This is a genomic window from Paenibacillus sp. SJS-P3, from assembly GCF_056711585.1.
In genome coordinates, this window is record NZ_CM160043.1 from 4,196,160 (window position 1) to 4,219,873 (window position 23,714).

Sequence of the window (23,714 nt, forward strand, 5' to 3'; positions counted from 1 at the left end):
AATCGACATTACTTCCCAAAAGACGATAAAAATTTAACACGATCCCCCATCGGAGGAACATTGTTGTCCCTTAAAGCCACTTCTAATATAGCCGGCCCATTGGAATCCAATAAACGGTAAATCATGTCTGGGTTGATATCGTCCAAACCGTTGATTCTAAAGCTGGGAATATGCATAGCGGCGGCCATCTCGGCGATATTGACCGCTTCCTGATCAAAGGATGGATGGGTTCTCTTAAATTGCAGCGAATGCCCGTGATAAACCATTCCTAAGCGCGCATTATTCATCACAATAAACAAAATGGGCAGACCCTTTTCTTTAGCTGTCAATATTTCCATTCCATGCATGAAAAAACAACCATCGCCTGTAATACATACGACAGGACGTTCAGGTTCAGCTAATTTTGCACCGATAGCTGACCCGATGCCGCTTCCCATTGCTCCGAAATGGACATTGATGTCATAGGAATCGCAATCCAAAACCTTCATGTAATGTATGACATAGGACATAAACTCGCCAATATCGACGGTATACCGGGTTGCGGGCGGCAACAGCTTCTGAATATTCAACAGGACATTTCTCGTGTTGTACGCCTCGATATCCTGAAATGACGGTTCATTCCCTTTAACAATCTTTTTAAAGGCAAGGTCCTTACTTTCCCTCGACAACCCCAAAACTCTTAATTCTTCGATTATCATCAATAGGCTCAAACGAATATCGCCCAAGACAGGGATATCGATCTCGTATTTCCGATTAAACACCGACTGGTCAAAGTCAAGTTGGACAGTGAATCGGCCTTTGGTAAGATTCGGATTATAATTGCTCGTAGCGGTTTCGCCCAAACTTGAACCCGCAATCAACAGGGCTTGACCCGTGCCTTCGGTAATTAAGGTCGAAGCGGCTTCATGGCCCGCAAATCCAAATACGCCTGCAAGAAGCGGATGATGATCCGGAATATATCCTTTTGCCTGCGGGGTTGTGACGATTGGCCAATTCAGCATTTCCGCCAGCTCGATTAACGAGTCGACAGCACCTCTGACGCCTTGTCCGACAAGAATGCAGCCATCTTTCCTCTGCAATAACGCTTTGGCTGCTTTTTGAATCGTTTCTAGAACAGGAGTCATAGGCTTTCTTTCAAGAAAAACCGGAGAATCAAGGCTTTCGACTTCGGCATGCTGCACGTCGATCGGGATCGCTATGTGAACAGGGCCCGGCACGCCGGATATTGCAATTTGGCTTGCTTTAACGACTTCAGGGAGCAAATCCTTTGCCTCTTTTACAATGACGCTATATTTGGTGACGGAACGAAAGAGAGGATCGGCATCCAGTTCCTGGGAGGCGTTTAATCCCATGGTATTCACAGGAACAGCGCCAGTTAAAAATAAAACGGGCAAATGTTCGCGCATCGCGTTGGCCGCCCCGGTAAGCAGGTTCGTTCCCCCCGGTCCACTGCAACCGATCGCTACGCTCATCCGGCCTGTGTATTTTGCATAGGCAGCCGCCATGTAGGAAGCGGCTCCCTCATGCTTTGTTACCACCGGTTCTATCTCAGGCATATCGTAAAGCGCATCATAAAAAGCGTTGACGGAGCCCGCCGGAATACCAAAAATATGCTTCACGTCATTTTGTTTTAAAAATTCTAATACTGCACGGGCTGCTTTCATGTTCGAATCCTTCCTCCATTATCGGCCATTGTTAATAAACGATTGCTTATATCTTCTGCACTCATAGGTTTGCTGAAGTAATAACCTTGCATTAAATAACAGTTTCGAGCGGATAGAAATTCTACATGCTGCTTTGTTTCAACCCCTTCGGCAATGACACGAAGATTCAGGTTTTGAGCCAGTGTAATAATGGTGCTTGTAATCGCTGCATTATCGTTCTCATCCGTATTGTCCAGTAAAAACGATTTGTCAATTTTCAAAGTATCAATCGGCAAGCTTTTTAAGTATCCTAACGAAGAATATCCCGTCCCAAAATCATCGATCGCGATTTTAATGCCTAAGCCTTTTAATTCCTTCATCGTTTTTAACGTTAAGTCTCTGTTCTTAATAATAAGATTTTCTGTAAGCTCCAGGTGCAAATGTTCAGGGGACAAGTTTACTTCACTTAACGTGTTGCTAACCAATGCAAATAAATTGTTTTGCTCAAACTGACGGGCCGACAAATTAACGGATACGCTTAACAGGGGGTGTCCTTCGTCATGCCACTGTTTTAATTGTTTGCATGCCTCTCTAAGAACCCACTCGCCGATGGGCACGATTAAGGCTGTTTCTTCAGCAATCGGAATAAATTGATCTGGCGCTATCATTCCTTTATGGGGGTGATTCCATCTTAGCAAAGCCTCTACGCCCACAATTTGATTCGTTGTCAAGTCGATTAACGGCTGGTAATAAACCAAGAGTTCCTTTTGATCCAGAGCTCTATATAACGCATTCTCGAGTTTAACGCTTTCGAATGTTCGGGTGTCCATTCCTTCAATAAAGAAATGAAAACTATTGCCCGATATTTCTTTGGATTTGTACATCGCAGTATCCGCATTTTTAATCAATGTCTCGGTCGTATCGCCGTCATCGGGAAACAAACTAATGCCAACACTCGTCTTAACATAAATTTCATTGTCCAATAATTGAAAGGGTTCCGTGAATGAATCTATGACGAGATGAACGGCCTGCAACACTTCACTTTCGCTTTTAACATGGGGCAAGCAGATGGTGAATTCATCTCCGCCTTGACGCGATACCGTTGCACCCTTTGGAACACAAAGACTGAGCCGCCTGGCAACTTCCCGTAATAATTGATCGCCGAGGCTATGTCCCAAAGAATCGTTGATGAACTTAAACCGATCTAAATCCAAGTAAAGAAGGGCCAGTTTTTCTCCACTGAGCTTTGCATGAGTGATCTCTTGATTCAGTCTGTCTCTCAAGAAAACCCGGTTAGGCAAATCGGTGACGCTATCGAAGTAAGCGTGGTATTTGATTTCCTCTTCCATTTGTTTCCTTTGCGTTATATCCTTGAAGGTGACCACTTCCCCCACAATCTCGTCACCCTCCCTAATGGAGGAGATGACATATTCAACGGGAAAGCAGGTATTATCTTTGCGATAAAATCTATGATCCTTATCGTAAGGATCCCAATTCCTATAGAAACCGGCGGAGACATTATCCTTGTTCTCCAGATTATCTTTGCCGTTGAAAATAATGCTTGCCGATTGTCCGATCAATTCACCTTTTGTGCCGTAGCCCAATATGGAGATGCCGGCCGGATTGCAGAATGTAATGTTTCGGTCAAGATCCAAACCAAATATCCCTTCACCCGCCGAGTTGAGAATTAACTCCTTCTCTCGGCTAAGCTGCCGCAATTCGGTTACGAATCTTTCCAGTTCCTTATTTTTCTCCGTGATTTCTGAAGTTCTCTCTACGATGATAATCTCTTGCTTTTCCATATACAGGATGTTTGATATTGTCGAAGCGGTAGCATCCACAATGGATTGCGCGAGTTCCACCACAGCGCTCGGATACACGAGATTCCCTTTTTCAAGATCGACAACCGGTATGGCGCCCAATACTTCACCCATCGAAACCAATGGGAGAATAAATATGCCCTTGATGCCGAAATTGCGGCAAACCTCATGGTTGGGCCTTACATCTGCGAAGACATCCGGAATAAGGAGGGCTTTTTTCGAGTGAATGACCTCTTGAAACAAAAGGTCGGTGCTTGGATCCAATTCGCTTGAACCGTGTGTCTTCAGCCAGTCTTCTTCCGTCCAGTCACTATCCTTGCTTAACTTCGCCGGACTAATTTTTCTTTCCATTATGGGATCTAATAAGTGAACGCCTATATTGGAGTTGTTCAAGACTTTCCCCAAGTACGAAAAGCAAATATCCAAACTCTCATTCAACGTGGAGCACATCGCCAAATCGCGGGTCACATCCAGCAACAGCTGCTTCTCGGCAATGAGATTTTCTTTATGCGCCAAATTGTTTGCGTTTTGTATCGCTACGGCTGCCATGTTCACATATGCCTCGACACTTTGAATTTCCGACTCTGTCAGATTCATCGGAATGCCATAATCAAATAAGAAAACAAGACCGAATAATTCCTGCTCAAACGAGATCGGAAGAACGAGTAATGATTTGATTTTAAACCCTTCTACCGCTCTGGGGTCGGGCCGATTGTCCTTTGATGTATCCGGTATGTAAATGGTCTTTTTTGTTTCAATTACTTCTTTTGCCAGCAAGTCCATATCCGTATCAATGACATGCATATCCAGCGTCCATCCGTTAATAACCTGCGGTTTGCCTACATACCCTCTGAACGTCCCGTCCTCCTGCGGTAAATAAATACCTACGGAATTGCATTGAACGATTTCTTCGGATATTGCCGTCGTTACATGCTGCAATACTTCACGCAGCTCCAGCTTCGTATTGATCAATTTTGTAAGATGCGCTAAACGAGAATATCTCATCTGTTCTTTCAACATAATCTGCCTCCGCAGTTTTTTAAAAACAGCCATATTTCTACATAGTTCTACACGAAACATCAGTTTCCTTTATTCCCAAGAAAACCCGTCATCCTCTCGGACAGAGAATGTCGGTTTTTATCTAGATTGTTATAAAAAAGATCGCTCCTCCGCGGGAGCGATCGTTTCATCCTCAGGCTGCTCTTGTTTTCTCCAGACCGAACGAAAAAAACACATGATGTCCCCACCACACATTTGGAACCTCCCTGAAACACTATTTTGTCATTTCTTTCTAGATCCGAAAATCCACCATTCCACGATAATTAAATTGATGACAATACCCGTCCAGATGTTGACGTTCAATATCGCATCGATCATAACTTTCCTGCTGTCTACTGAAAATCCCTTGCTGGCCAAATAGGCAAGAATAAGAAAAGGCACCAATAGCCGAGCGCAAACGGCGACCAGCGTCATCGCCATACTCCGGAACATCCAGATCCGATGTTCGTCCCATCTTTTATTCAGGGCCGCTCGATACCCTTTCCAGCAGGTAAACAGCCACAGCACCGACAAGACGAAGAAAGACATGGCTTTTACATAATTGCTTTCATAGAAAAATAGTCCGATTGCCGTCAACCCGCTTATAATCACGCATATAACATAGATCCGTCCCAAATATCGGTGTATGTTCGGCCTCTTTAACCTGAAATAATTGATAAACTGCATCAATCCGACAATAAGAGCAATCATGGCCGTTCCGATATGCGCGATCAGTAGAGGGAACTGCACCGTACTCGAAACGATGGGAATCCGGCTGTTCGCAGGATCCAGAGCAAAATAAGGGGTGGAGAAGGGAATCATCACTCCTAACGAGAGAACGACAAGGAGCCACCATTTTTTTTGAAGCTTCATTCTACAGCCTCCGTATCGATCCATTCGAGATTTTTTGTATCAAGCAAACTGTCACAAACATACAATCAGCGGGAGGTATGACCGCTTGAACAACCAGAAGACGATACTGCTCGCCCGATGACGATAAAGCCATTTTGGTGTTCAGCCAGTCCGAACTTTGCGCTCCCCTGTCATTCTCTTTCTTTCGCTTTGCTGCTGTCGGGTTTTAACTTGCCTTTAGGAGCTAACGCCACCCGTTCATTCGACATGGAAAAGATCGCGACGGCAGCCAGTACAGCCGGAATTAGTTCCACACAGGATAGAGCCCGCGATGAAGATCGCCAAACCGGTGACGAAAAAGATTCTACGGCCGTACATATCGGATAGTTTGCCGAAAATCGGCGTTCCCGCCATCATCGCGACCATATAGGCGGGGAGGTCACCCATACGAAGAAGTCGAAACCTCCCAAATCCGAGACGATCGTTCCATGGCCGTCGCGACGATCGAATTGTCCATAGCCGCCATCAGAATGCCGAGCAGCAGCGCTGCGATAACCCATCCGATCTTTGTCGTACGGATGCTTGACATCGGATTGCTCTTCTTTCTTTTCGTTTAGTTGGATATTTCCACGATGGCTTGGTAGGATGCCTCGTCCGGAACCGCTTTGATCATGTAGTCGGCCAAATCCGCCCGCGCAATGCCCTCGGCCTTATGCAGATGCTTGTTAATCGCCGTTCGGTAAGCGCCCGTCTTCGGTCCGTTCGTCAGCCGCGGAGGGCGAACGACGGTCCAGTCCAACCCGGACCTCTTAAGCTTCTTCTCCATCCGGGCCATGTCCTCATAAGCGTTTTTAAACATCGGTTGGATCACGAGCTTAATCGTCAGCTTGATCATCCATGGCGTATCGCCGGGAATCTCCAAGCCAGAAGAGGACAGGGACACCAACCGGCGCACCCCCGCCTCCTGCATCGCTTTCGCGATATTGCCCGTTCCTTCGGAATAAACGGTCGTAGGCTTGCGATGATTGACGCCAAGCGCGGATAATACCGCGTCTTGGCCGAAAATCCGTTTGCTGAACGATGCCGGGTCGAGCACGTCGCCTTGGAAAATTCCCAACCGTTCGCCGCGAATGTCGACGGCTTCGGGATTCCGCGCGATAACGGTCACTTCGTGGCCCGCCTCAAGCGCCTGGGTGACGACTTGGCGGCCCGTTCCGCCCGTAGCTCCGAATACGACGATTTTCATTACTCTTTGCCCCCGGTAAGGCTCTCGATAACCCAGCGCACGATCGCTTGTTGTCCTTCGACTGAAGGGTGGACTCCGTCAAAGCCCATATATTTCTCTTGCGCCGGTTGCCCGAAGCCCGCTTGCGTCTCGACGACCAGATCGGTCATGCCGCGGATCAAGTCGCCGACCGCTACGATATCTTCGTTTCTCCAACTGAGCTGCCCCATCTGGAAATACGTATACGCGTTGACGCGCTCTTCGTCGATAGTCGAAGGCGTAATCCATACCCATTCGGTTTTGGATCGCGCCGCGGCGATCCGCCGAATCTCGTGCAGGTTTTTGGCCGTTTCCTCCAAGCTGACTTGCGTTTTCGTGGAGTCGGGCCCGATGCGCAGCGTATCGTTTCCTCCAATCATGCACAGGATCCAATTTGGCCGCCTGGCGACGATGCCGTTGATTCGGCCAAGAACCTGGGTGGTCGTATTGCCGGCAATCCCTTCGTTGACAAAGTGAATTCCGTCTTGCGGCCTTTGCAGCTCGATAAGATGCCGAAGAATTTCGAACCACGAAAGCAAATCGTCCGTCGTGCTTTCGCCCAGACCGACCACGGTTTCGCCCGCTTTGAACGGCAAGCGGTCGACCCGAGCGGCAAAATCGGGGTATTGCAGCAATTGCTCCGCCGCTTCTTTCGCTTGTTGCGTCAATTGCTTTTTGACGAGTAGGTACGTATCGACGTCCATGCCGTAAATCGCCGCTAGCGCCTTGTCGTCCAAATTACGCGCGAACACCAATATTTTCTCGGGATGTTGCGATTGCACCAGCTTTGCCAATTGCGGATTCAAGTTCGTTTCCATTTGTCGTCAATTCTCCTTTTTGTATGTATGATGATTTCTTTCTTGGAACAGTTTTAACGCATGAACATGCCGCCGTTGGTCTCGATCGTCTCCCCCGTCACAAAAGCGGACATGCCTGAATCGATAGGAACTGAACACGACGAGCGCGAGCATTCCCAAGCCGCCTCAGCGCTGAATTTTGACAAACGATTTGTGCGTCTCCCAATTCGAGTCATCAGAGAACGTCGCCAGCTCGACAATAATCACTCTCGCTACGATGCAGACTAGAAATGCTCAAACTAATATTCAGAAAATGAATCAACCCTTGCATGCACTTTTCTTCCTCCCACAGTGATATTGCTTATCGACATTGCTAACGATACCTTTCAAATATCACTAAACACTGAGTGAAAAAGTCACAAAACGCTCAACGTGCGGTTTCATTCCGCTCACTCGGAACTCTGGTCCGAGTGCATATGCTAGAATGACTTCAGGGCATCTGAACAAATTTGGAGGAAACAACATGAATACGAAACGAATGGTATTGATCGTCGACGACGACAAAGAAATCGCGGAGTTAATGAGGGATTATCTCGAAGACGAACAGTTCGAAGTCGTGGAAGCATATAATGCCGCCCAAGCGATCGAAGCATTGGAGCGCAACCAGGTCGACTGCATTTTGCTGGACGTGATGATGCCCGGTCAGAGCGGGCTCGAGCTTTGCAGGCAAATCCGGAAAACGCAAGATACGCCGATTATGTTCCTGAGCGCGCGCGGCGAAGACATGGATAAGATCAGGGGTCTTAGCCTGGGCGGCGACGATTATATCGTGAAATCCGCGACGCCTGAGGAAGTCGTCGCCCGCATCAAAGCCGTGCTCCGCCGATACAGCAAGCACGAAAAGGACGTCAAGCTCGAGTTGGATTTCGGCCGTCTCGTCCTAGACATCCCGGCGCACGAAGCAAGAATTGACGGCGTTCCGGTACCGATGACGCCCAAAGAGTTCGATATTCTTTGCTTGTTCGCGGAGTACCCTCGCCAAGTTTTCACGTACGGGCAATTGCTGCAGCGCTTCTGGGAAGGAGTCGGAGACAAGCATTCCGTCATCGTCCACATCGGTAGAATTCGCGAAAAAATCGAAGAAGACCCGAGGAAGCCGGCGTATATCGCCAACGTCTGGGGCGTCGGTTATCGCTTCGAAGGGGTGCAGCGATGAAACCGCTACGCATCCGCCAGTGGATGGTTATCGGCATGCTTATTGTGCTCATCCTTCCGCAACTGTTCTATGAAATTCCGGGCTTATTCGACCGGTATGTATTGGAAAACGCCAAATATTCACGCCAACAGGCGGCCCTGAACGAGTTGATGCGCGATGTCGGGGACGCAGACGTCGCACACTGGCGCGATCCGGATTGGCAGTCGGCGATCGGCCAAAAGGTCACCTCTTCTTATACGGGAATAGTCCTGCTCGATGCTTCGGGCAATGAAATTTATCGTTCCATCCTTTCGGGATCGGAATCGGACGCTTCAAGGGAACTAAGCGTCATGGAACAAGGGCGACTGCAAGGAAAGGCCCTCTTCTATGCTCCGAAGCAAACGAGCGAATTGGCGACGGCGTTCGCCATCATCGCGGGAATATTGGCCATTCTGTTCATCGGGATTCAGATGGGCCGCGTCGTGGTGAAGCCTTTGGAGGCGATGAGCGTGGCAGCCAGGCGGATCGCCGGGGGCGATTTGGATTTTCAACTTCCCGCGTCGACGGTTATGGAGGTCGCGGATGTTCGCGCCGCTTTCGAAGCGATGGGCAAGGGCCTGCGAGAATCGATCCTACGCCAATCCGAGCTGGAGGAAGAACGGCGATTCTTCATCAGCTCGATCGCGCATGACTTAAGAACGCCCTTATTCGCGTTGCGGGGATTTCTGACAAGGCTGGAACGCGGCGGCAATCCGGAGAAAACCGCTAGATATGCCGCTATTTGCAGCAAAAAGGCCGAGCAATTGGAACGGCTCGTGGCTGATCTTTTTTCGTACGGGCAGATGTCGTCCTTGGAGCAATTATTGCGGCCGCAGCCGCTGGACATCGGCGCCTTGTTCCAGGATATCACGGCGGATTATATCGCTTTGGCGAGGGAAAAAGGAATTGAAATGATCTATGAAGCCCCGGCGGAGAGCGGCGAGCTTCAGGGCGATGCCCATCTGCTGCGGCGCGCGATCGGAAATCTGATCGATAACGCCCTTCGCTATACGCCAGCAAATGGCTTCATTACAATACGATTGCGCGTGGAGAAAACGCGAGCCCATTTTACTATCGAAGATAGCGGGCCCGGCATTCCAGAGCAACACCTCTCTCATCTATTCGATGCGTTCTACCGGGGCGACGATTCAAGAAACCCGGAATCCGGTGGCACGGGGCTTGGGCTTACGATCGCGCAGCGAATTATTAGAGCGCACGACGGTGAACTCATCGCCGCGAATCGCCCCCAAGGAGGCGCCGTGTTTACCGGCTGGATCGGATAAGTTCAACGTTTGATCCCAGTTTTGCTTCCGTGGGCTTACTCCCATGATGCCTCCCGCAGCTCGCCGTTTCGTAACACTCAGATCACAAACTTATCTTCTGTCGTATTTTACTTTTTTTTAAATGGAATCCATTGAAGGGCAGTTTTTCTTGTATTTAAAACTGTCTAACGACAGAAATGTTTAGACGGGACATCTCCTCGCTTCCTCTAAATCAAAAAAAGCCGGCGTGGAAACGGCGGGTAATTGACCAAATGGAAAGGTGCATTAAATTCCTCGCATTCCTCAAGCCGAGGGCACAAATTGACGGATGTTCGGAAAAGCACATTGAATATATAGGTTAAATCTTGTTTGAAAAATAGGCCACGAACTCTACTCGCGTAGATATTCATGACCTTCTCCGTGCACTTTAATATGTTTTACGTACTGAGTTTAGGATAGGAGCGCCCCGCCCTCAATCAGGATAACGGAGCCAGTGGTGAATCCGTTTTTCGCAAGGTAAACATAAGCTTCGGCAATATCTTCCGACTGCGCGATCCGTCCGACAGGCAATTGGCGCGCAATGGCGTTGAACATGGATTTCCGGTCTTCCTCCGGCATACCTGCGTAGACAGGCGTATCTACGATTCCGGGAGAAACCACATTGACCCGAATCGGGGCAAGATCCACCGTCAATCCCCGCATTAAACCCTCCAACGCAGAGTTGATCGCAGCCAGCGTGGATGCCCCCTTCGGAGGCCGTTTGCCGTAAACGCCGGAAGTCAAGGAGATGGAACCTTCTTGGTTCAAATAGGGGATAGCTGCTTTAACGGTGATATACTGGCCCCAGAACTTGCTGTCGAAGGCAGTTTGCGCCTGTTCAACCGGCAATTCGCGGAACTCACCCATCGCGCCTTCGCCAGCGGTGATCACCAAGTGATCAAACTTGCCAACCTTTTCGAAAAATTCCGCGGCTTTCTCTTCACTCCGAAAATCCAGCTCGTAAGCTTCAACATTCCCGCCAAGCGTTTGTTTGGCTTCCGAGAGCTTGGCAGCGGAACGGCTTGCGATAACTACCTTTGCCCCTTCATCCAGAAATGCCTTGGCAGTCGATAATCCAATTCCTGATGTGCCTCCTACAACTATGACTCGCTTCTCTTTCAATGACATTCGGATAGCCTCCCTATTTTCCCATTAATGATAAGCCCGCTCATATTGCTTTGGAATGGTGGTATATTCACTTCTAAGCGATTTAGCAGCATGGATAGTCCAGTAAGGATCTCGAAGCATGCCACGGGCGATCGCCACTAAATCCGCTTCTTCGCTGCAGATGACGGATTGAGCAAGTGCCGGGTCCTCAAGCATGCCTACAGCTACGACGGGAACCCCAAGAGCCTCCCGAATTTTGCGCGCAAAAGGAACTTGATAACCTGGGTAGTTGCCAGGCTTTCTTTCCCCTACGGGTCCTTCCCCGCCAGAACTTACATGAAAGACATCTACACCTGCTGCATGGTAAGCTTTAGATAACTTAATGGCATGTTCCATACCATACCCCCCATCCGCGTACCCGTGAAGTTCAATCATATCTACGCCTGCCTGAACAGCCCGGCGGGCTGCATCAGCGTAGAGCTGTACCATCTGATTTACCTCATCGACTGTAAGTGCGCGGGGCATCTTATAGCGGGATCCCGGATATGGAATAGCGGAAGGGGCCACTGGCTCTTTAGCATCTTCCGCTTTTCGGCCAGCATGAGCAATTTGAATCCCAATCTTGGCCCCATGAGCATGAACCCCATCAATAATTCTGGCAAATGCCGGAATATGGTCATCGGACCAAATCCCTAAATCAAAGTCGGTTATTCGACCATCCGGCTCAACGTCCGTCATTTCCATGATGATCAAGGCTGCACCGCCAATTGCGCGGCTAAGGTAGTGAACGTAATGCCATTCGTTGGGTTTGCCATCCCTAGCGGTTACGGAATATTGACACATGGGGGCCATGACTACCCGATTTTTCAATTGTAAACCGTTAATTTCATAAGGAGAAAACAAGTGATTGGTCAAGTCAGAACCTCCATTAATTTACATAGGTCATATCATCAACTCTTCGCCTATCGGATATTCCCATAGTCCCAGTTTTCCCTTCACTGGAATATAGGTCTTCAGCAGACGGAAACCCGCTATTTCCCACGCAAAATAACCTGGACTGTAATCGCCTAACAGGAAGTCATCCCCCGTCACGACCTTCCCGCAATCCAGAATGGCTGACGTATCATTAGCGTCGATGACTTGATAACAATTCGTAAGCTCGCAGGTTGCAAGGATAACCCCCGTAGGGAGGTTTTGTTCCGTATAGCCATTCTTGGCGAGTAAAGAACGAATGGGTTCATATTTGCAGGCCTGCTTATCGACTTTCTTGCTTGCATGAATGGCCAACGGTCCGCGATACCGGGTCTTCCAGGATCTTGTTTCATAGAGAGTCTCGCCTTGGACAAGCAGAGTCGCCCACGGTTGAATCATGGATAATACTTTCATTCCTCTACGCTCCATTACGGTTCATAATGAAGTACTATTCCCCAAACATTCTCCAAACTTTCCTTACCCCGCATAAAAAAGACGCAATCGCTCCGGTCGCATAAGACCTTCGGGATCAACCTCTGTTTCACAACGCTCCATTAAGCCTGAATTTCGTTTACGATTTGACGTAGACCCTCGCACTCCGAATTCCAACCCGAATCGGAACGACCGGTTCAGGTACACCTACGCTGCTCATTATGCTGGCATAAGTTTCGTCATCCACTTGTTGAACGGGATGAACGGGATAAAAGCCCTTCCATATTTAAGGAAGGGCTTGATCGCCGATGCGCCTTGTATTCAAACGTTTCTTACCAGTAGCGAACAGCACTCCACATGTGTGGAGTATACAAAAAAAAGAAGCCCGCTATCTAATCCCTTGTGCTTTCGATTCGTCTTAGATTCTCAGTGTCCCGAGCCGGAGATGAACCGAAGAAGCGAGAGTATTCTCGATTAAACTGCGAGGGACTTTGATAGCCAACTTGATATGCGGCACTTGCTACTGGATAGCCCTCAAATGCAATGAGGCTTCTAGCCTCCAAAAGCCTTAATTGCTTTTGAAATTGAATAGGACTTAAACCCGTTGCCCTTTTAAACTGACGGTGAAAGGTATTTATAGCCATACCAGATTTTGATGCCATCTCGCCAATGTCTATTGGCTTCATAAAATTATTGCGAAACCATTTTATACTCTGGGGAATCTTAGATAGATTACTTTCCCGTAGACCAAATTGCCTCAGATACCATCCTTGTGGTCCCATTAGAACGCGATATAGGATTTCGCGCTCATAAGCTGGTGCAAGACCAGGAATGTCTCTTGATGTTTTCGATAAACGCAGTAAGCGCAGCCATGCCTCCATAAATTCAATGTCCATTTCACAAGCTGCGAAATGCTCTGAAGCAGTCGGTAATTGATTTTCAGGAAGATCTCTCAATATACTCTGAAGAACATTCTGATTCAACTTAAGGCCAAGGGACATGTAAGGACGGCCCTCGCGGTCTAGATGTACACTCGCTTTTGCAGGAACATGCACCGGCAACACGTAATATGATGGCCCTTTCAGGTCAGTGCTGCGCTCCCCGATGGAAAGAATCTTTGTTCCTTGAACCGTAAAACCAATCATCGGCTCGTAGAGCGATGCGAGTTGATGAGCGGGGATGTCTCCCTTAATCATACTTAGCCCCGGTACTCCGGTTTCCATTTGTCGAGTACTTGCCCCGCTCATTAGATCAATAATTTCATCAAGGACGTTATTCATGCACTTATTTTATCACACGACTTCTTGTCACTCAACACAGCTCTGAAATGATTCGGCATTTTTAGACTCATCATAGGACATATATAAAGGATAATTGGGGTTGCACGAAAGATAACGTGGTGGTTTTAGGCAATAAGATGGCATTATTAGATCTATGTTATTTCAACAGATGCGACTAAAATTGAAACCAGATCGAACATAAACGAACACAAAATTAGGAGGAAGATCTTATGAAAATTGCGATTGTAACAGGTGGAAGTAATGGCATTGGAAAAGCGACGGCGCTCGAGCTTGGCAAACGTGGAATTAGCGTCATTCTCACCTACAATTCCTATAAGGACCGGGCAGAAGCTGTCGTTAAGGAAATTGAGCAGAATGAAGGCGTTCGGGCACTCGCACTGAAGCTGGATCTGACTCAAATATCTACATTCGAAGGTTTTGCTCTTGAAGTGAAAAAGAGCCTCCAAGACATCTGGAACAGAACGACTTTTGATTACTTAGTTAATAATGGCGGTGTCGGTGGGCCAATGATGCTCTCTGATATGAGCGAAGAATACTTCGACAAGATTCTTAATACGAACTTCAAAGGATCGGTTTTTTTAACAAAGCAACTTGTCGAATTCATGGAGGATGCCGGAGCTATTGTAAATACTACGAGCTCTTCCAAAAACCAATCATTCCCAGGCTACTCCATCTACGGCTCGTTAAAAGCAGCATTCTCAAATTGGACTCGCTATATCGCCAAAGAACTTGGACCTCGCCAAATTCGGGTCAACGCAGTTTCGCCCGGTCCTACGCACAGCAATTTTGGCGATGGAGTATTCGACAAACATCCTGAATTCATTCAGACGCTGGCTGAGCAATCTGTATTTGGCAGAATCGGCCAACCCGAAGATATTTCGAAGGTCATTGTGAACTTATTGTCTGATGATTTCGGCTGGGTTACAGCCCAGGACATTGAAGTGTCTGGCGGACATTTGCTTTAGTTCCCCAGGTGAAAAAAGTCAATAAATAGCCCGTATAAAAAAGGGTGTCACATCGTCATTATTATGACTTATTGGACACCCCTTCATTTTGCGACATTCTCGGGATCGCCTATCAATTGCTCGCATCGTTTATCTCTAGCAGCTTCCCCTCTCGGTACTGCATACTGTTCCCCCAACCGGCCGTCATTGTGCGAAATGCACTGCGAAAGCCGGAGACAATCGAATCTGTCACATCTCATGTTCGAACCCTCAATATGACCGACTCCACATGTGTGGAGTAGACAGTGTGAACAAAACTTATCTTCACAATGTGTTGCGCCTTAGTTCATAGAAATACTGCACACTTGGATGCTTTAACTTCATCTTCTCGGACATGGTTAAGATCCGCTTTTTTCCAAACCTTCTGTCCACCAAGGCTAGGATATTCAATAAGATATCATTGCTCTCTAAGCTTTCCTCTATAGAAGTAGATAAAAACTTATTAGCCACAACGATAAAATTTGATTTACTTAATGAAGCCTGTGCTGCCAAAAGCTCTTTTGCATATTCTGAACTTATTCTGCTTCTGGCAATTACTTTTAGACGATCTTCCGGCACGGTCCCCTTGGTAGCTTTTCTAACCGCTTCAATATCGTCATTGTTGATAGGAATTTGAATATCTGGATCATTCTTGATTTCCAGCTCCGTCTGATACCATCTGATGAAGCTGGTTTTATCCATCATATTGAGTACGTTCTTTTTATCTACAGAGATATAACAAATACCTGTTTTATCAGGTAAATAACGGTAACCCGGTGCGCGGTATTCTACCCTTCCTTCTAACGCAGGACAGAGAAAGCTCTCCAGTTGTTGCTTCAATTTGCTCCAGGACATGTAATCCCCTCCATATAAAAACAGAGGAAAGGATAGTTGTCTCTGGGTTTGCCCCGTCTCCATTCATCCGATCCTCAACATCTTCAAGTTTTTTTCTAATTTCTACGCCGAATTGTCACTATCGAACCAACCACTCTTTACCGCAATCGTCCGTTGCCTCTCCTGACTTGGCCACTTAATTTCCTTCTTCCTCCGCCCCATCATGCTCCTTATTTGCATATTCATTGAGCAGCGCACGCACTTCAGTTGTTGATTTCGTGTTCATTAAGCTATTTCTTAATTCACTTGCCCCTCGAAATCCACGGACATATATTTTAAAGAATCGGGAAAGCGGTCTGAACGAACGTGGTTCCAGTTCTGAATATTGATCATGGAGATCTAGATGCAGCCTTAGCAAATCAAGCAATTCCTCACTGCTGTGATCCTTCGGCTCCTTCTCAAAAGCAAATGGATTATGAAAAATACCGCGCCCAATCATAATACCATCCACGCCGTATTGCTCAACGAGCTGCAAGCCGGTCTGACGGTCAGGAATATCCCCGTTAATGGTCAGAAGTGTATCCGGTGCCACCTCATCACGAAGTTTCTTAATCTCTGGAATTAGTTCCCAATGAGCATCTACTTTGCTCATTTCCTCTCTTGTCCGCAGATGAATGGACAGATTAACAATGTCTTGTCGCAAAATATGGCTTAACCAGCCGCGCCATTCGTCTAAGGCACTAAAACCGAGCCTTGTTTTTACACTGACGGGCAATCCCCCGGCTTTTGCGGCCTGGATGATATCCGCTGCGGTTTCTGGACGGCAGATCAGGCCGCTTCCCTTCCCGTTCTCTGCTACATTCGCTACAGGACAACCCATATTAATATCGATGCCTCTGAATCCTTCTTTCGCCATACCGATGCTCATCTGACGAAAGTATTCCGGCTTATCTCCCCAGATATGGGCTACAATGGGCTGTTCATCCTCTGTAAAAGTCAAGCGCCCGCGAACACTGTGGTTCCCCTCCGGGTGACAGTAACTCTCTGTATTCGCAAACTCTGTAAAAAACACATCCGGTCTGGCAGCTTCACTAACGACATGGCGAAAAACAACATCCGTCACATCTTCCATGGGCGCCAGTATAAAAAAAGGCCGTGGTAAATCACGCCAAAAATTATCTGTCATATCAAAAACCTCTCTATCAATACTAGGAGAAATCCTTATTCCGAAGAGGTAAAACTCACTTACGGCATGGTAAAGTAAAGTATATTATAACCCCGAGAGAATCATAGTCAACCAATAGATCCAAAAAAAAAGAGGGTGTCCCCTCTTTAGTATTTCCTTAGATCTCCGTTTTACTTGTCCTTTTGGCCTAAGATACTTAAATTTCTAATAAAATTAATAAGTGATATCAGACTGAACAAAAAAAGCCGCTCGAAAAGTAGACTATCCTTAATTCTCGGTCGGCTCTTAGATGAGTTGTCAAAAGTTATTGTTTATCTTCTTACTCCCTATTTCTCAAGGGATAGCAACGCCACACTCTCCACATGTGTGGGTTGCGTAAAATGGACAAATAGACAGGAATAGATGTGGCAGTGTTCGCTAATTATTTTTCGCCAACCTAATGCGATTTCTCAGTTCGCCCTTATGGTGGTACTAACGTTATCTATCTGCTACAATTTTCTATATATGTTTACGGTGTGATTTCATGGATACACTTTTGTTTGGCAACGGCATAAACATACAATTTTGTGGCGCTGACAATATCGTTTTTTTATTAGGGGAGGGGGATAAAATGAACATAGAAAATTATATTGAAGCGCAATATAGAGAACTGCTTTCTAACAGCGCAATAAACGCAGAATTTTCAGAAATATACATTGGTGTAGAGCATGCAAGATTACGCGAAATACTGGCAACACTTCATTATGATTTTATTTCTTTATTTAGAACTATGAACGAGCGACTTCCTACCAATGAAAATGGTGCACATTTCTGGGCAGACCCAAGCAGGAAGCTAATAAAAACTATCGAAATAACATTAGGCTTGTATACTGCTCTCAAAAACACAAAGCTAGCATTTGAGATAACTGAATATTATTTTGAGCTAATAAAGAATTGCCGCGATTTTTTAAGTACAAGCGGTGGAAGCGCCCTCCCCCCACATATGAAGAAAATAGATTTATATTATACAATACCGCTATTTACTCCGAACAGTATTGTAACAATAGACCATCCTCAAACAACAAGATCATTTTCACTAAAACAAATTGGGAATGGTTCATACGCCAATGTTCACAAGTATCGGGATACGTTTTATGATAAAAATTTTGTGTTGAAACGGGCAAAAAAGGACTTAACACCGAAAGAACTCGAAAGATTTAGACGTGAATTTGACGAGATGAAAGAATTTTCATCACCTTATATTCTTGAAGTCTATCAGTACAATGAAGCCAACAACGAATATATAATGGAATACATGGACTATACTCTTGATAGCTTCATCCAAAAAAATAATTCATCGATGGCAATAGGGTTACGAAAGAGTATTGTAAATCAAATTTTGCGGGCTTTTGCATATATCCACTCAAAGGATAGATTGCACAGAGATATTAGTCCTAAAAATATTTTGCTGAAAGAGTACCACGATATTCATGTTGTGAAAATCGCAGATTTCGGTTTAGTCAAAGTCCCAGATAGCTCACTTACAACTGCTAACACTGAATTTAAGGGTTACTTCAATGACCCTTCTCTTGTTGTTGATGGATTTGATACTTATAGCATTCTGCATGAAACATATGCTTTAACAAGGATTGTCTATTTTGTGATGACAGGAAAAACCAATACAGACGCAATTCCTAATTTGAAGTTACGTGAATTTGTAAATAAAGGATTACACCCAGATAAATCAATGCGTTTCAAAACAACAACTGAAATGGTACAGGCTTTTCGGACTATTTCTTAATAAAATCAACATGGGTACGACAGCCGTTAAAAAGTCGCCACGCTCCGAATCTTCATAGATTGGATTACCCATTGACCCCTTCAAATCAATTGCAGGGGCTTTTATTTCAGGAAAAGGAACGTATTTGCTGAAATTTTCGACGAATAGGAATGACGCTGTGCGTACACCAACATTTCCATAAAATTTGGTGCGGAGCAAACAAGGGTAAACTTTGTCGCGACAACAAAAAGTAAAACAATCGCCACCGGGTGGGGTCAAATTAAAAGCCTGTAGTAGCCCGTAGAACGTAAGATAAGAGCCGCCCTAATCAGGATGGCTCTGTTTGTATTAGTCCTTATAAAGCCCTTCAATGGCTCTTAGCTTGTCTTCTTCGGAGGGTTTGGAGTAACGCAGTATCATGTCTGCTAAACTATGACCGCTCAGTGATTGAATGACCGCTATATCTTCATTCGCCCTGACAAGCCCTGTGATGAACGTGTGGCGTAGTTGGTGAGCGTGTAGGTCATGTTGTTTGAGTTAACCTTTACAACTTGATAATTACCGAACTGTTCGCCAACACTAAAAAACGGCAACTCAGATTGAGCTGCTGAACAAATATCACGAATATCCCGGGCTGCACCTTGTAATTTATTCGGTTATCGACTGTTTCCGCTCTAATACCTTCAATGAATTCCTCATATGAGAAAGATTGATGAAAAGTTACAAATCAAACCCTCCCTGATCTTCTTAAAGAGTCCATCATTTGCAATACTTCATCCTCATCCATAGCGGAATAATGCAGAGCGTGAAATAGTGGATTACGCATCTTGAGAATGGCAGAAAAAGATACTTGCTAATGTTTTTTATACTTAATAACAATGACATCCATTTTTCGAACTAAACAATGGATAGAGAAATCAGAAATCATCCGATTCTCTATCCATTGTTTTACCTGCGACATTCTAAATTAGCGTATCGTCGTTTAGACAGCTTATTTACAAAAAGCAGGACTTATCTTTTGTATTGCCGAAAGTTGTAATTTAATACCTACAGTGATACAGGGGGATCTTATGACCAATGAGTTTTTCTCAGAACGAACTGAAGCTTCCGAGGTAACGTCAAAAGGTGGTTTAGGTTTGCCTGCTATTTCTTCACAAGCAGTTGATGTTGATGATCATGTCACCGGCTATTTATGGTCGGTTGATGAGATTAATGAGTTGGGCAAGATTATTGCAGTGATCGCTCTCGGACAAGCCGAGCATGCAGCTGAAATTATTAAAGAACTTGATTCAATTGTACCGGTACGTTCGAGAGCCGAATTTTATCAAGAAGCCCGGGAACAATTGCGGATTCGTGGGACAACCACTAATCAAATAGAGGTTTCTCGATATCACCGAGACGGTTTTTTGTTCGAGTGTATGTCCTGGATCGAGGCACGCCAAGCATCGGCCGAGAATACATATCTGAAAGATCCCCATATCAGCTCGACGACCCAAGGTCTTGATGGTTTGATCATTCAAATGGATCCCGAAGAGAAAGTTGTCCTGCATACTACGATTTGTGAAGATAAATGCACACAAAACCCAAGAGATACGTTTAGAGACAAAGTTATGATTGCCTTTAACGAACATCATCTAAATAAGCGTGGGCGTGATTTGTTGGCAAATGCAGTTTCTCTTATAAAACAGAGCGGTTTGACAGGTACAGCCGCAATCTTTGCTGCGGAAAGAGTTCATAATAAGACACATAGAACCTACCGGGCGGCTTTGACTGTTAACTCGGACATCTGTACGGCTGAGGAGCGCCAAAAGTTGTTTAAAGGGTATGATGGGCTGACAGATATTTCGCAGGCCCAGCGAATTGGCGCAACGTTTATCGTAACAGGAAATCTGCGCGATTGGTTTCAAGAGTTGGCGGATCATGTGATCCAATCTCTCGATGAATTTGAGAAGATGGAGGTTGCCGATGTTTGACACACGAACTTCAATGTTACTTAGTTCGGCCCCGAGTCTTCCCACTCTGGATGCTCGCAATCTCCCTGCATTATTGACTGGTCATTATGCGGAACTCGTTTCTACCCGCTTAAAAAGTGCAGACGGCACAGTGGATAGAGACTCGAATGAACAATGGCCGCCGGAACGCATAGCGGATGTTTATGAAACGATTGCATCTATAGAAGAGGACTCGACACTCCGGCGAGCAGCTGCTTTTGTTGCTGGAACGGCGAGGCTCATTATTGCGAGAGGCGGGACGCATGCATCAGGTGAAGATCGGTTTTCTCCAATCGACCGAGACAGTGTGGATTCCTCTGCAGCAGCTGCTATTTTGTTTCTTGCGGCTGAACAATATGCTGATGCGTTTGAAGCAGTTAGTTTTATTCCGAAACCAAGTGGACCTTACGAGGTGAAGATTCTCGGCGAACATATAAAAGATCTCACATCCGGTAGACTGAATGAGATCCTAGAACGCGCGACAAAGTGGCGAGATATTAATCCTGAGGGAGGAACGTTGCAAGATCGCGCACTTCGTTCCTTAGTTGCTGTACTTGTGGAGGGCATTGAGCTCCTTGCTGCACATATGATGTCCGTGCCCGTTCCTGATACCCTAACCGGAAAGTATTCGAACGCGCAACAGGCTTTTTCCCATGTAATTGAACTATCGCTCAAGAGAACTGATTATCATGATGTGAAATTGAGCACTGCGTATGCCGGTCCTGCCCACTTGGCTTCATTACTGCTTTCTTCAGCTAATGCGATTGAGCATGCTGCCCTAACGAAACTTCCTCCGCCTAATGGAGCAGATAAAGAGTTTTGGGGCAGGTGGTTGCGTTTTCGGGCCAATGATATGCCCTTTCTTTGGAAAAATCATCGAGAAGCCATCGAGAAGCAATTTTATCAAACAGGGCAATCCGCAGTTTTGGTTCTTCCAACAGGTGCGGGTAAAACGACCGTGAGCGTGTTGAAAATTGCTGGAACCCTCTCCCGAGGAAAAAAGGTTGTATTTCTAGCTCCAACCCACGCTCTTGTTGATCAGCTTACCGAAGACTTGCAAGCCATTTTTCCGAAGGAGCAATTTGGGCTGGATGTATCGAACGACTTCGATTCTCTCTTTATCGAAGGCACTCAACTTCAGGATGTTGAAGTCATGACCCCGGAGCGATGCCTTGCAATGCTGTCGTTTACCCCGAAGTCATTTGAAAGTGTCGGATTGTTAGTGTTTGATGAATGCCACATCTTGAGCCCTCAGTCGGGTAATATCAGGCGTTCGTTAGATGGGATGCTGTGTCTCTTGGCGTTCTATACTACTGTTCCTGATGCAGATCTGTTGTTTTTATCGGCTATGTTGAAAAATGGTCAACAGTTTGCGGATTGGATCGCCGATCTGACAGGTCGTCCGTGTCAAGCTGTCGACCTCCTCTGGAAGCCCAGTCGCCAGGCACGGGGTGTAGTTGTCTATCACGAAACGGAGATCAATGACGCCAAAAAGCGAGCTAGTGAGAAACAACGTGATCTTAATAGACAGAAACGTAAAGTTGCAGCTGGTTTAAGGGCACCAGCGGAGCGAGAACTGTCGGCAGTTCCTCATGTAGTTTGGGGGTTGCAACATAATTGGCTACCTACTAGCTCAGTTTTATTTACTAAAATCATGGATGAACCTCTACAGCTCGCTGGCACATTGGGGAGATATGGTGGAGTTAGGGTAAGTCCTAATGCGAATAAGATCGCTGCCCAAATTACTATACAAGCGGGTATGGCTGGTCTTAAAACGATCATCTTCGTCAACACAAAGGACGATGCCGTACGTACTTCACGGAATATTGGCAGTAATCTGGGCGGAACGATTGAACTAAATCAATCTGAAAGCGAACTATGGGAAGGTCTGAGGCTGGAGCTGGGACATACCAAGCATTCGATCTTCGGTGACTCCAGTTTTACAGCTGTGCCTCATAATGCATCAATGCTAAGAGTGGAACGGATGCTGTCCGAGAGACTTTTTCGAAGAAGCAACGGCGCCAAAGTTATTGTTGCAACACCAACCCTTGCACAGGGTCTCAATCTTCCGGCTCATCTTGCCGTACTTGCAGGCGACAAACGTATGGGAGCTGACCAAGAACGCGAAGAGTTACAGGCTCATGAGCTTTTAAACGCAGCAGCCAGGGCTGGCCGAGCCGGTCATCTAGCAAATGGCGTTGTTATTCTAATCCCAGAGCCCATCGTGACGTTCATTCCAGGTACTCCTCCCACTGATGAATTAAAACAAAAGTTATTGTCTGTTCTGCCTGAAGACGACCGATGTGTGACCATAAGCGATCCGTTAGAGGTTGTTCTTGATCGCATTTCGGAGGGGAAACTACAAGATCGCGAAGTCCGTTATACGGTAAACCGTATTGCCGCTATAAAAGCGGAAGCGGAAGTGGCATTGCCGGAAGATTTTTTATCACACTCCCTTGGTGCATTTCTAGCAAAAAACAGGGGAGAAGAAGAAAACTATTCGCAAAAAGTTGAAAGACTATGGGATGAAGCAAAAGCGGCCTTAGAGAGCAATCCGGATCGAGTCGAGATCAAGCTCGCCTCTCAAAGCGGCATTCCGTTAGATATTTTAGAACTACTGAGACTTAGATTGCTCGCCGATGCGGGGCATATACCAACTTCAATTAGCAGTTGGGTGGACTGGACCATCAGTTGGCTGACGGAAGATACGAAATCTCGAGTTTATTTGTTTCAAGATGTTTATAGATCCGCACTCGCCGCTACAGGAAGATCTTCTACATCGTCATTGGAAGGAAATACTTTATCTGCTCTTCTTCCTGGCATACAAGGATGGATAAGTGGCAGGCCGTTAAACGAGATAGAGCGTTTGTTAGGCGGCGACCCTGAAGGAAAGACCGAAACGGCGAAAATGTGCCCACGGGCTCGTGAACTGGTATCCACCTTTATTCCGAGGGGTCTCTCTTTTATTATGATGATTGTAACTCGAATGGTAGAGGAACTCGATCTTTTCGCATTGCAAGAAGATCTCGATAAAAGTTTGATGAACAGCCTCTCAATTGCGGTAAGAAAGGGTTTCGATAGCGTAGAAAAGCTGGAATTTGCAAATGCACGCAAAAACATATATGGTCGAGTACAATTGCACATGCATTATGTCCAAAATGGAGAAGACAACTAATATTCTTGAACTTTTAAAGATTATT

17 protein-coding genes and 2 pseudogenes are annotated in these 23,714 nt (G+C 46.1%); 6 read left to right on the forward strand and 13 right to left on the reverse strand.

What is annotated here, in order from left to right:
• Positions 1–8: 8 nt before the first annotated feature.
• The 6 genes and pseudogenes from AC06G8_RS19355 to AC06G8_RS19380 form a co-directional block, all read right to left on the reverse strand.
• Entirely contained in the window at positions 9–1,664 is a 1,656-nt protein-coding gene (locus tag AC06G8_RS19355; RefSeq protein ID WP_480283602.1) for a thiamine pyrophosphate-binding protein, read from the reverse strand.
• The gene (locus AC06G8_RS19360) at positions 1,661–4,483 is read right to left on the reverse strand and encodes a sensor domain-containing phosphodiesterase (RefSeq protein ID WP_480283603.1); all 2,823 of its coding nucleotides are present in this window, start codon (positions 4,481–4,483) and stop codon (positions 1,661–1,663) included. The genes AC06G8_RS19355 and AC06G8_RS19360 overlap by 4 nt, the downstream gene beginning before the upstream one ends.
• Positions 4,484–4,744: 261 nt before the next feature.
• Positions 4,745–5,374, reverse strand: a complete 630-nt coding sequence (locus AC06G8_RS19365) for a DUF2306 domain-containing protein (RefSeq protein ID WP_480283604.1) — start codon at positions 5,372–5,374, stop codon at positions 4,745–4,747.
• A 270-nt stretch (positions 5,375–5,644) separates the two neighbouring features.
• Positions 5,645–5,942, reverse strand: a pseudogene (locus AC06G8_RS19370) (MFS transporter); the annotation flags it as partial.
• A 24-nt stretch (positions 5,943–5,966) separates the two neighbouring features.
• The gene (locus AC06G8_RS19375) at positions 5,967–6,599 is read right to left on the reverse strand and encodes an NAD(P)-dependent oxidoreductase (RefSeq protein ID WP_480283605.1); all 633 of its coding nucleotides are present in this window, start codon (positions 6,597–6,599) and stop codon (positions 5,967–5,969) included.
• Entirely contained in the window at positions 6,599–7,435 is an 837-nt protein-coding gene (locus AC06G8_RS19380) for an SGNH/GDSL hydrolase family protein (protein ID WP_480283606.1), read from the reverse strand. The genes AC06G8_RS19375 and AC06G8_RS19380 overlap by 1 nt, the downstream gene beginning before the upstream one ends.
• 502 nt (positions 7,436–7,937) lie before the next feature.
• Here AC06G8_RS19380 and AC06G8_RS19385 point away from each other — a divergent pair.
• Positions 7,938–8,630, forward strand: a complete 693-nt coding sequence (locus tag AC06G8_RS19385) for a response regulator transcription factor (RefSeq protein WP_480283607.1) — start codon at positions 7,938–7,940, stop codon at positions 8,628–8,630.
• The gene (locus AC06G8_RS19390) at positions 8,627–9,931 is read left to right on the forward strand and encodes a sensor histidine kinase (protein ID WP_480283608.1); all 1,305 of its coding nucleotides are present in this window, start codon (positions 8,627–8,629) and stop codon (positions 9,929–9,931) included. The genes AC06G8_RS19385 and AC06G8_RS19390 overlap by 4 nt, the downstream gene beginning before the upstream one ends.
• Before the next feature lie 429 nt (positions 9,932–10,360).
• Here AC06G8_RS19390 and AC06G8_RS19395 read toward each other — a convergent pair whose 3' ends face one another.
• The 4 genes from AC06G8_RS19395 to AC06G8_RS19410 all read right to left on the reverse strand — a co-directional run bounded on the left by AC06G8_RS19395 (position 10,361) and on the right by AC06G8_RS19410 (position 13,740).
• Positions 10,361–11,077 (reverse strand): SDR family oxidoreductase, encoded by a 717-nt coding sequence (locus AC06G8_RS19395; RefSeq protein WP_029198670.1) that lies wholly within the window; start codon positions 11,075–11,077, stop codon positions 10,361–10,363.
• A gap of 24 nt (positions 11,078–11,101) precedes the next feature.
• Positions 11,102–11,971 (reverse strand): oxidoreductase, encoded by an 870-nt coding sequence (locus AC06G8_RS19400; protein WP_480283609.1) that lies wholly within the window; start codon positions 11,969–11,971, stop codon positions 11,102–11,104.
• Positions 11,972–11,998: 27 nt separating this feature from the next.
• The gene (locus AC06G8_RS19405) at positions 11,999–12,442 is read right to left on the reverse strand and encodes an ASCH domain-containing protein (RefSeq protein WP_480283610.1); all 444 of its coding nucleotides are present in this window, start codon (positions 12,440–12,442) and stop codon (positions 11,999–12,001) included.
• Between the two features lie 410 nt (positions 12,443–12,852).
• Positions 12,853–13,740 carry an AraC family transcriptional regulator gene (locus AC06G8_RS19410; RefSeq protein ID WP_480283611.1) on the reverse strand — a complete coding sequence of 296 codons (888 nt, stop codon included), beginning with the start codon at positions 13,738–13,740 and terminating at the stop codon, positions 12,853–12,855.
• A gap of 230 nt (positions 13,741–13,970) precedes the next feature.
• On the opposite strand from AC06G8_RS19410, the gene AC06G8_RS19415 reads away from it, so the two are divergent.
• A complete protein-coding gene (locus tag AC06G8_RS19415) occupies positions 13,971–14,726 on the forward strand; it encodes an SDR family NAD(P)-dependent oxidoreductase (protein WP_480283612.1) in 756 nt (251 codons plus the stop codon).
• A 303-nt stretch (positions 14,727–15,029) separates the two neighbouring features.
• Here AC06G8_RS19415 and AC06G8_RS19420 read toward each other — a convergent pair whose 3' ends face one another.
• A complete protein-coding gene (locus AC06G8_RS19420; RefSeq protein WP_480283613.1) occupies positions 15,030–15,599 on the reverse strand; it encodes an SF0329 family protein in 570 nt (189 codons plus the stop codon).
• Positions 15,600–15,774: 175 nt separating this feature from the next.
• A complete protein-coding gene (locus AC06G8_RS19425) occupies positions 15,775–16,764 on the reverse strand; it encodes a tRNA dihydrouridine synthase (RefSeq protein ID WP_437349935.1) in 990 nt (329 codons plus the stop codon).
• Positions 16,765–17,374: 610 nt separating this feature from the next.
• On the opposite strand from AC06G8_RS19425, the gene AC06G8_RS19430 reads away from it, so the two are divergent.
• Complete coding sequence (locus AC06G8_RS19430) at positions 17,375–18,544, forward strand: protein kinase family protein (protein WP_480283614.1); 1,170 nt, start codon at positions 17,375–17,377, stop codon at positions 18,542–18,544.
• A 327-nt stretch (positions 18,545–18,871) separates the two neighbouring features.
• On the opposite strand, the pseudogene AC06G8_RS19435 reads toward AC06G8_RS19430, so the two are convergent.
• Positions 18,872–19,039, reverse strand: a pseudogene (locus tag AC06G8_RS19435) (tyrosine-type recombinase/integrase); the annotation flags it as partial.
• Between the two features lie 554 nt (positions 19,040–19,593).
• Here AC06G8_RS19435 and AC06G8_RS19440 point away from each other — a divergent pair.
• Positions 19,594–20,496 carry a hypothetical protein gene (locus tag AC06G8_RS19440; RefSeq protein WP_480283615.1) on the forward strand — a complete coding sequence of 301 codons (903 nt, stop codon included), beginning with the start codon at positions 19,594–19,596 and terminating at the stop codon, positions 20,494–20,496.
• Positions 20,489–23,689: a DEAD/DEAH box helicase gene (locus tag AC06G8_RS19445; protein ID WP_480283616.1), complete on the forward strand. Its 3,201-nt coding sequence runs from the start codon at positions 20,489–20,491 to the stop codon at positions 23,687–23,689. The genes AC06G8_RS19440 and AC06G8_RS19445 overlap by 8 nt, the downstream gene beginning before the upstream one ends.
• Positions 23,690–23,714 lie beyond the last annotated feature (25 nt).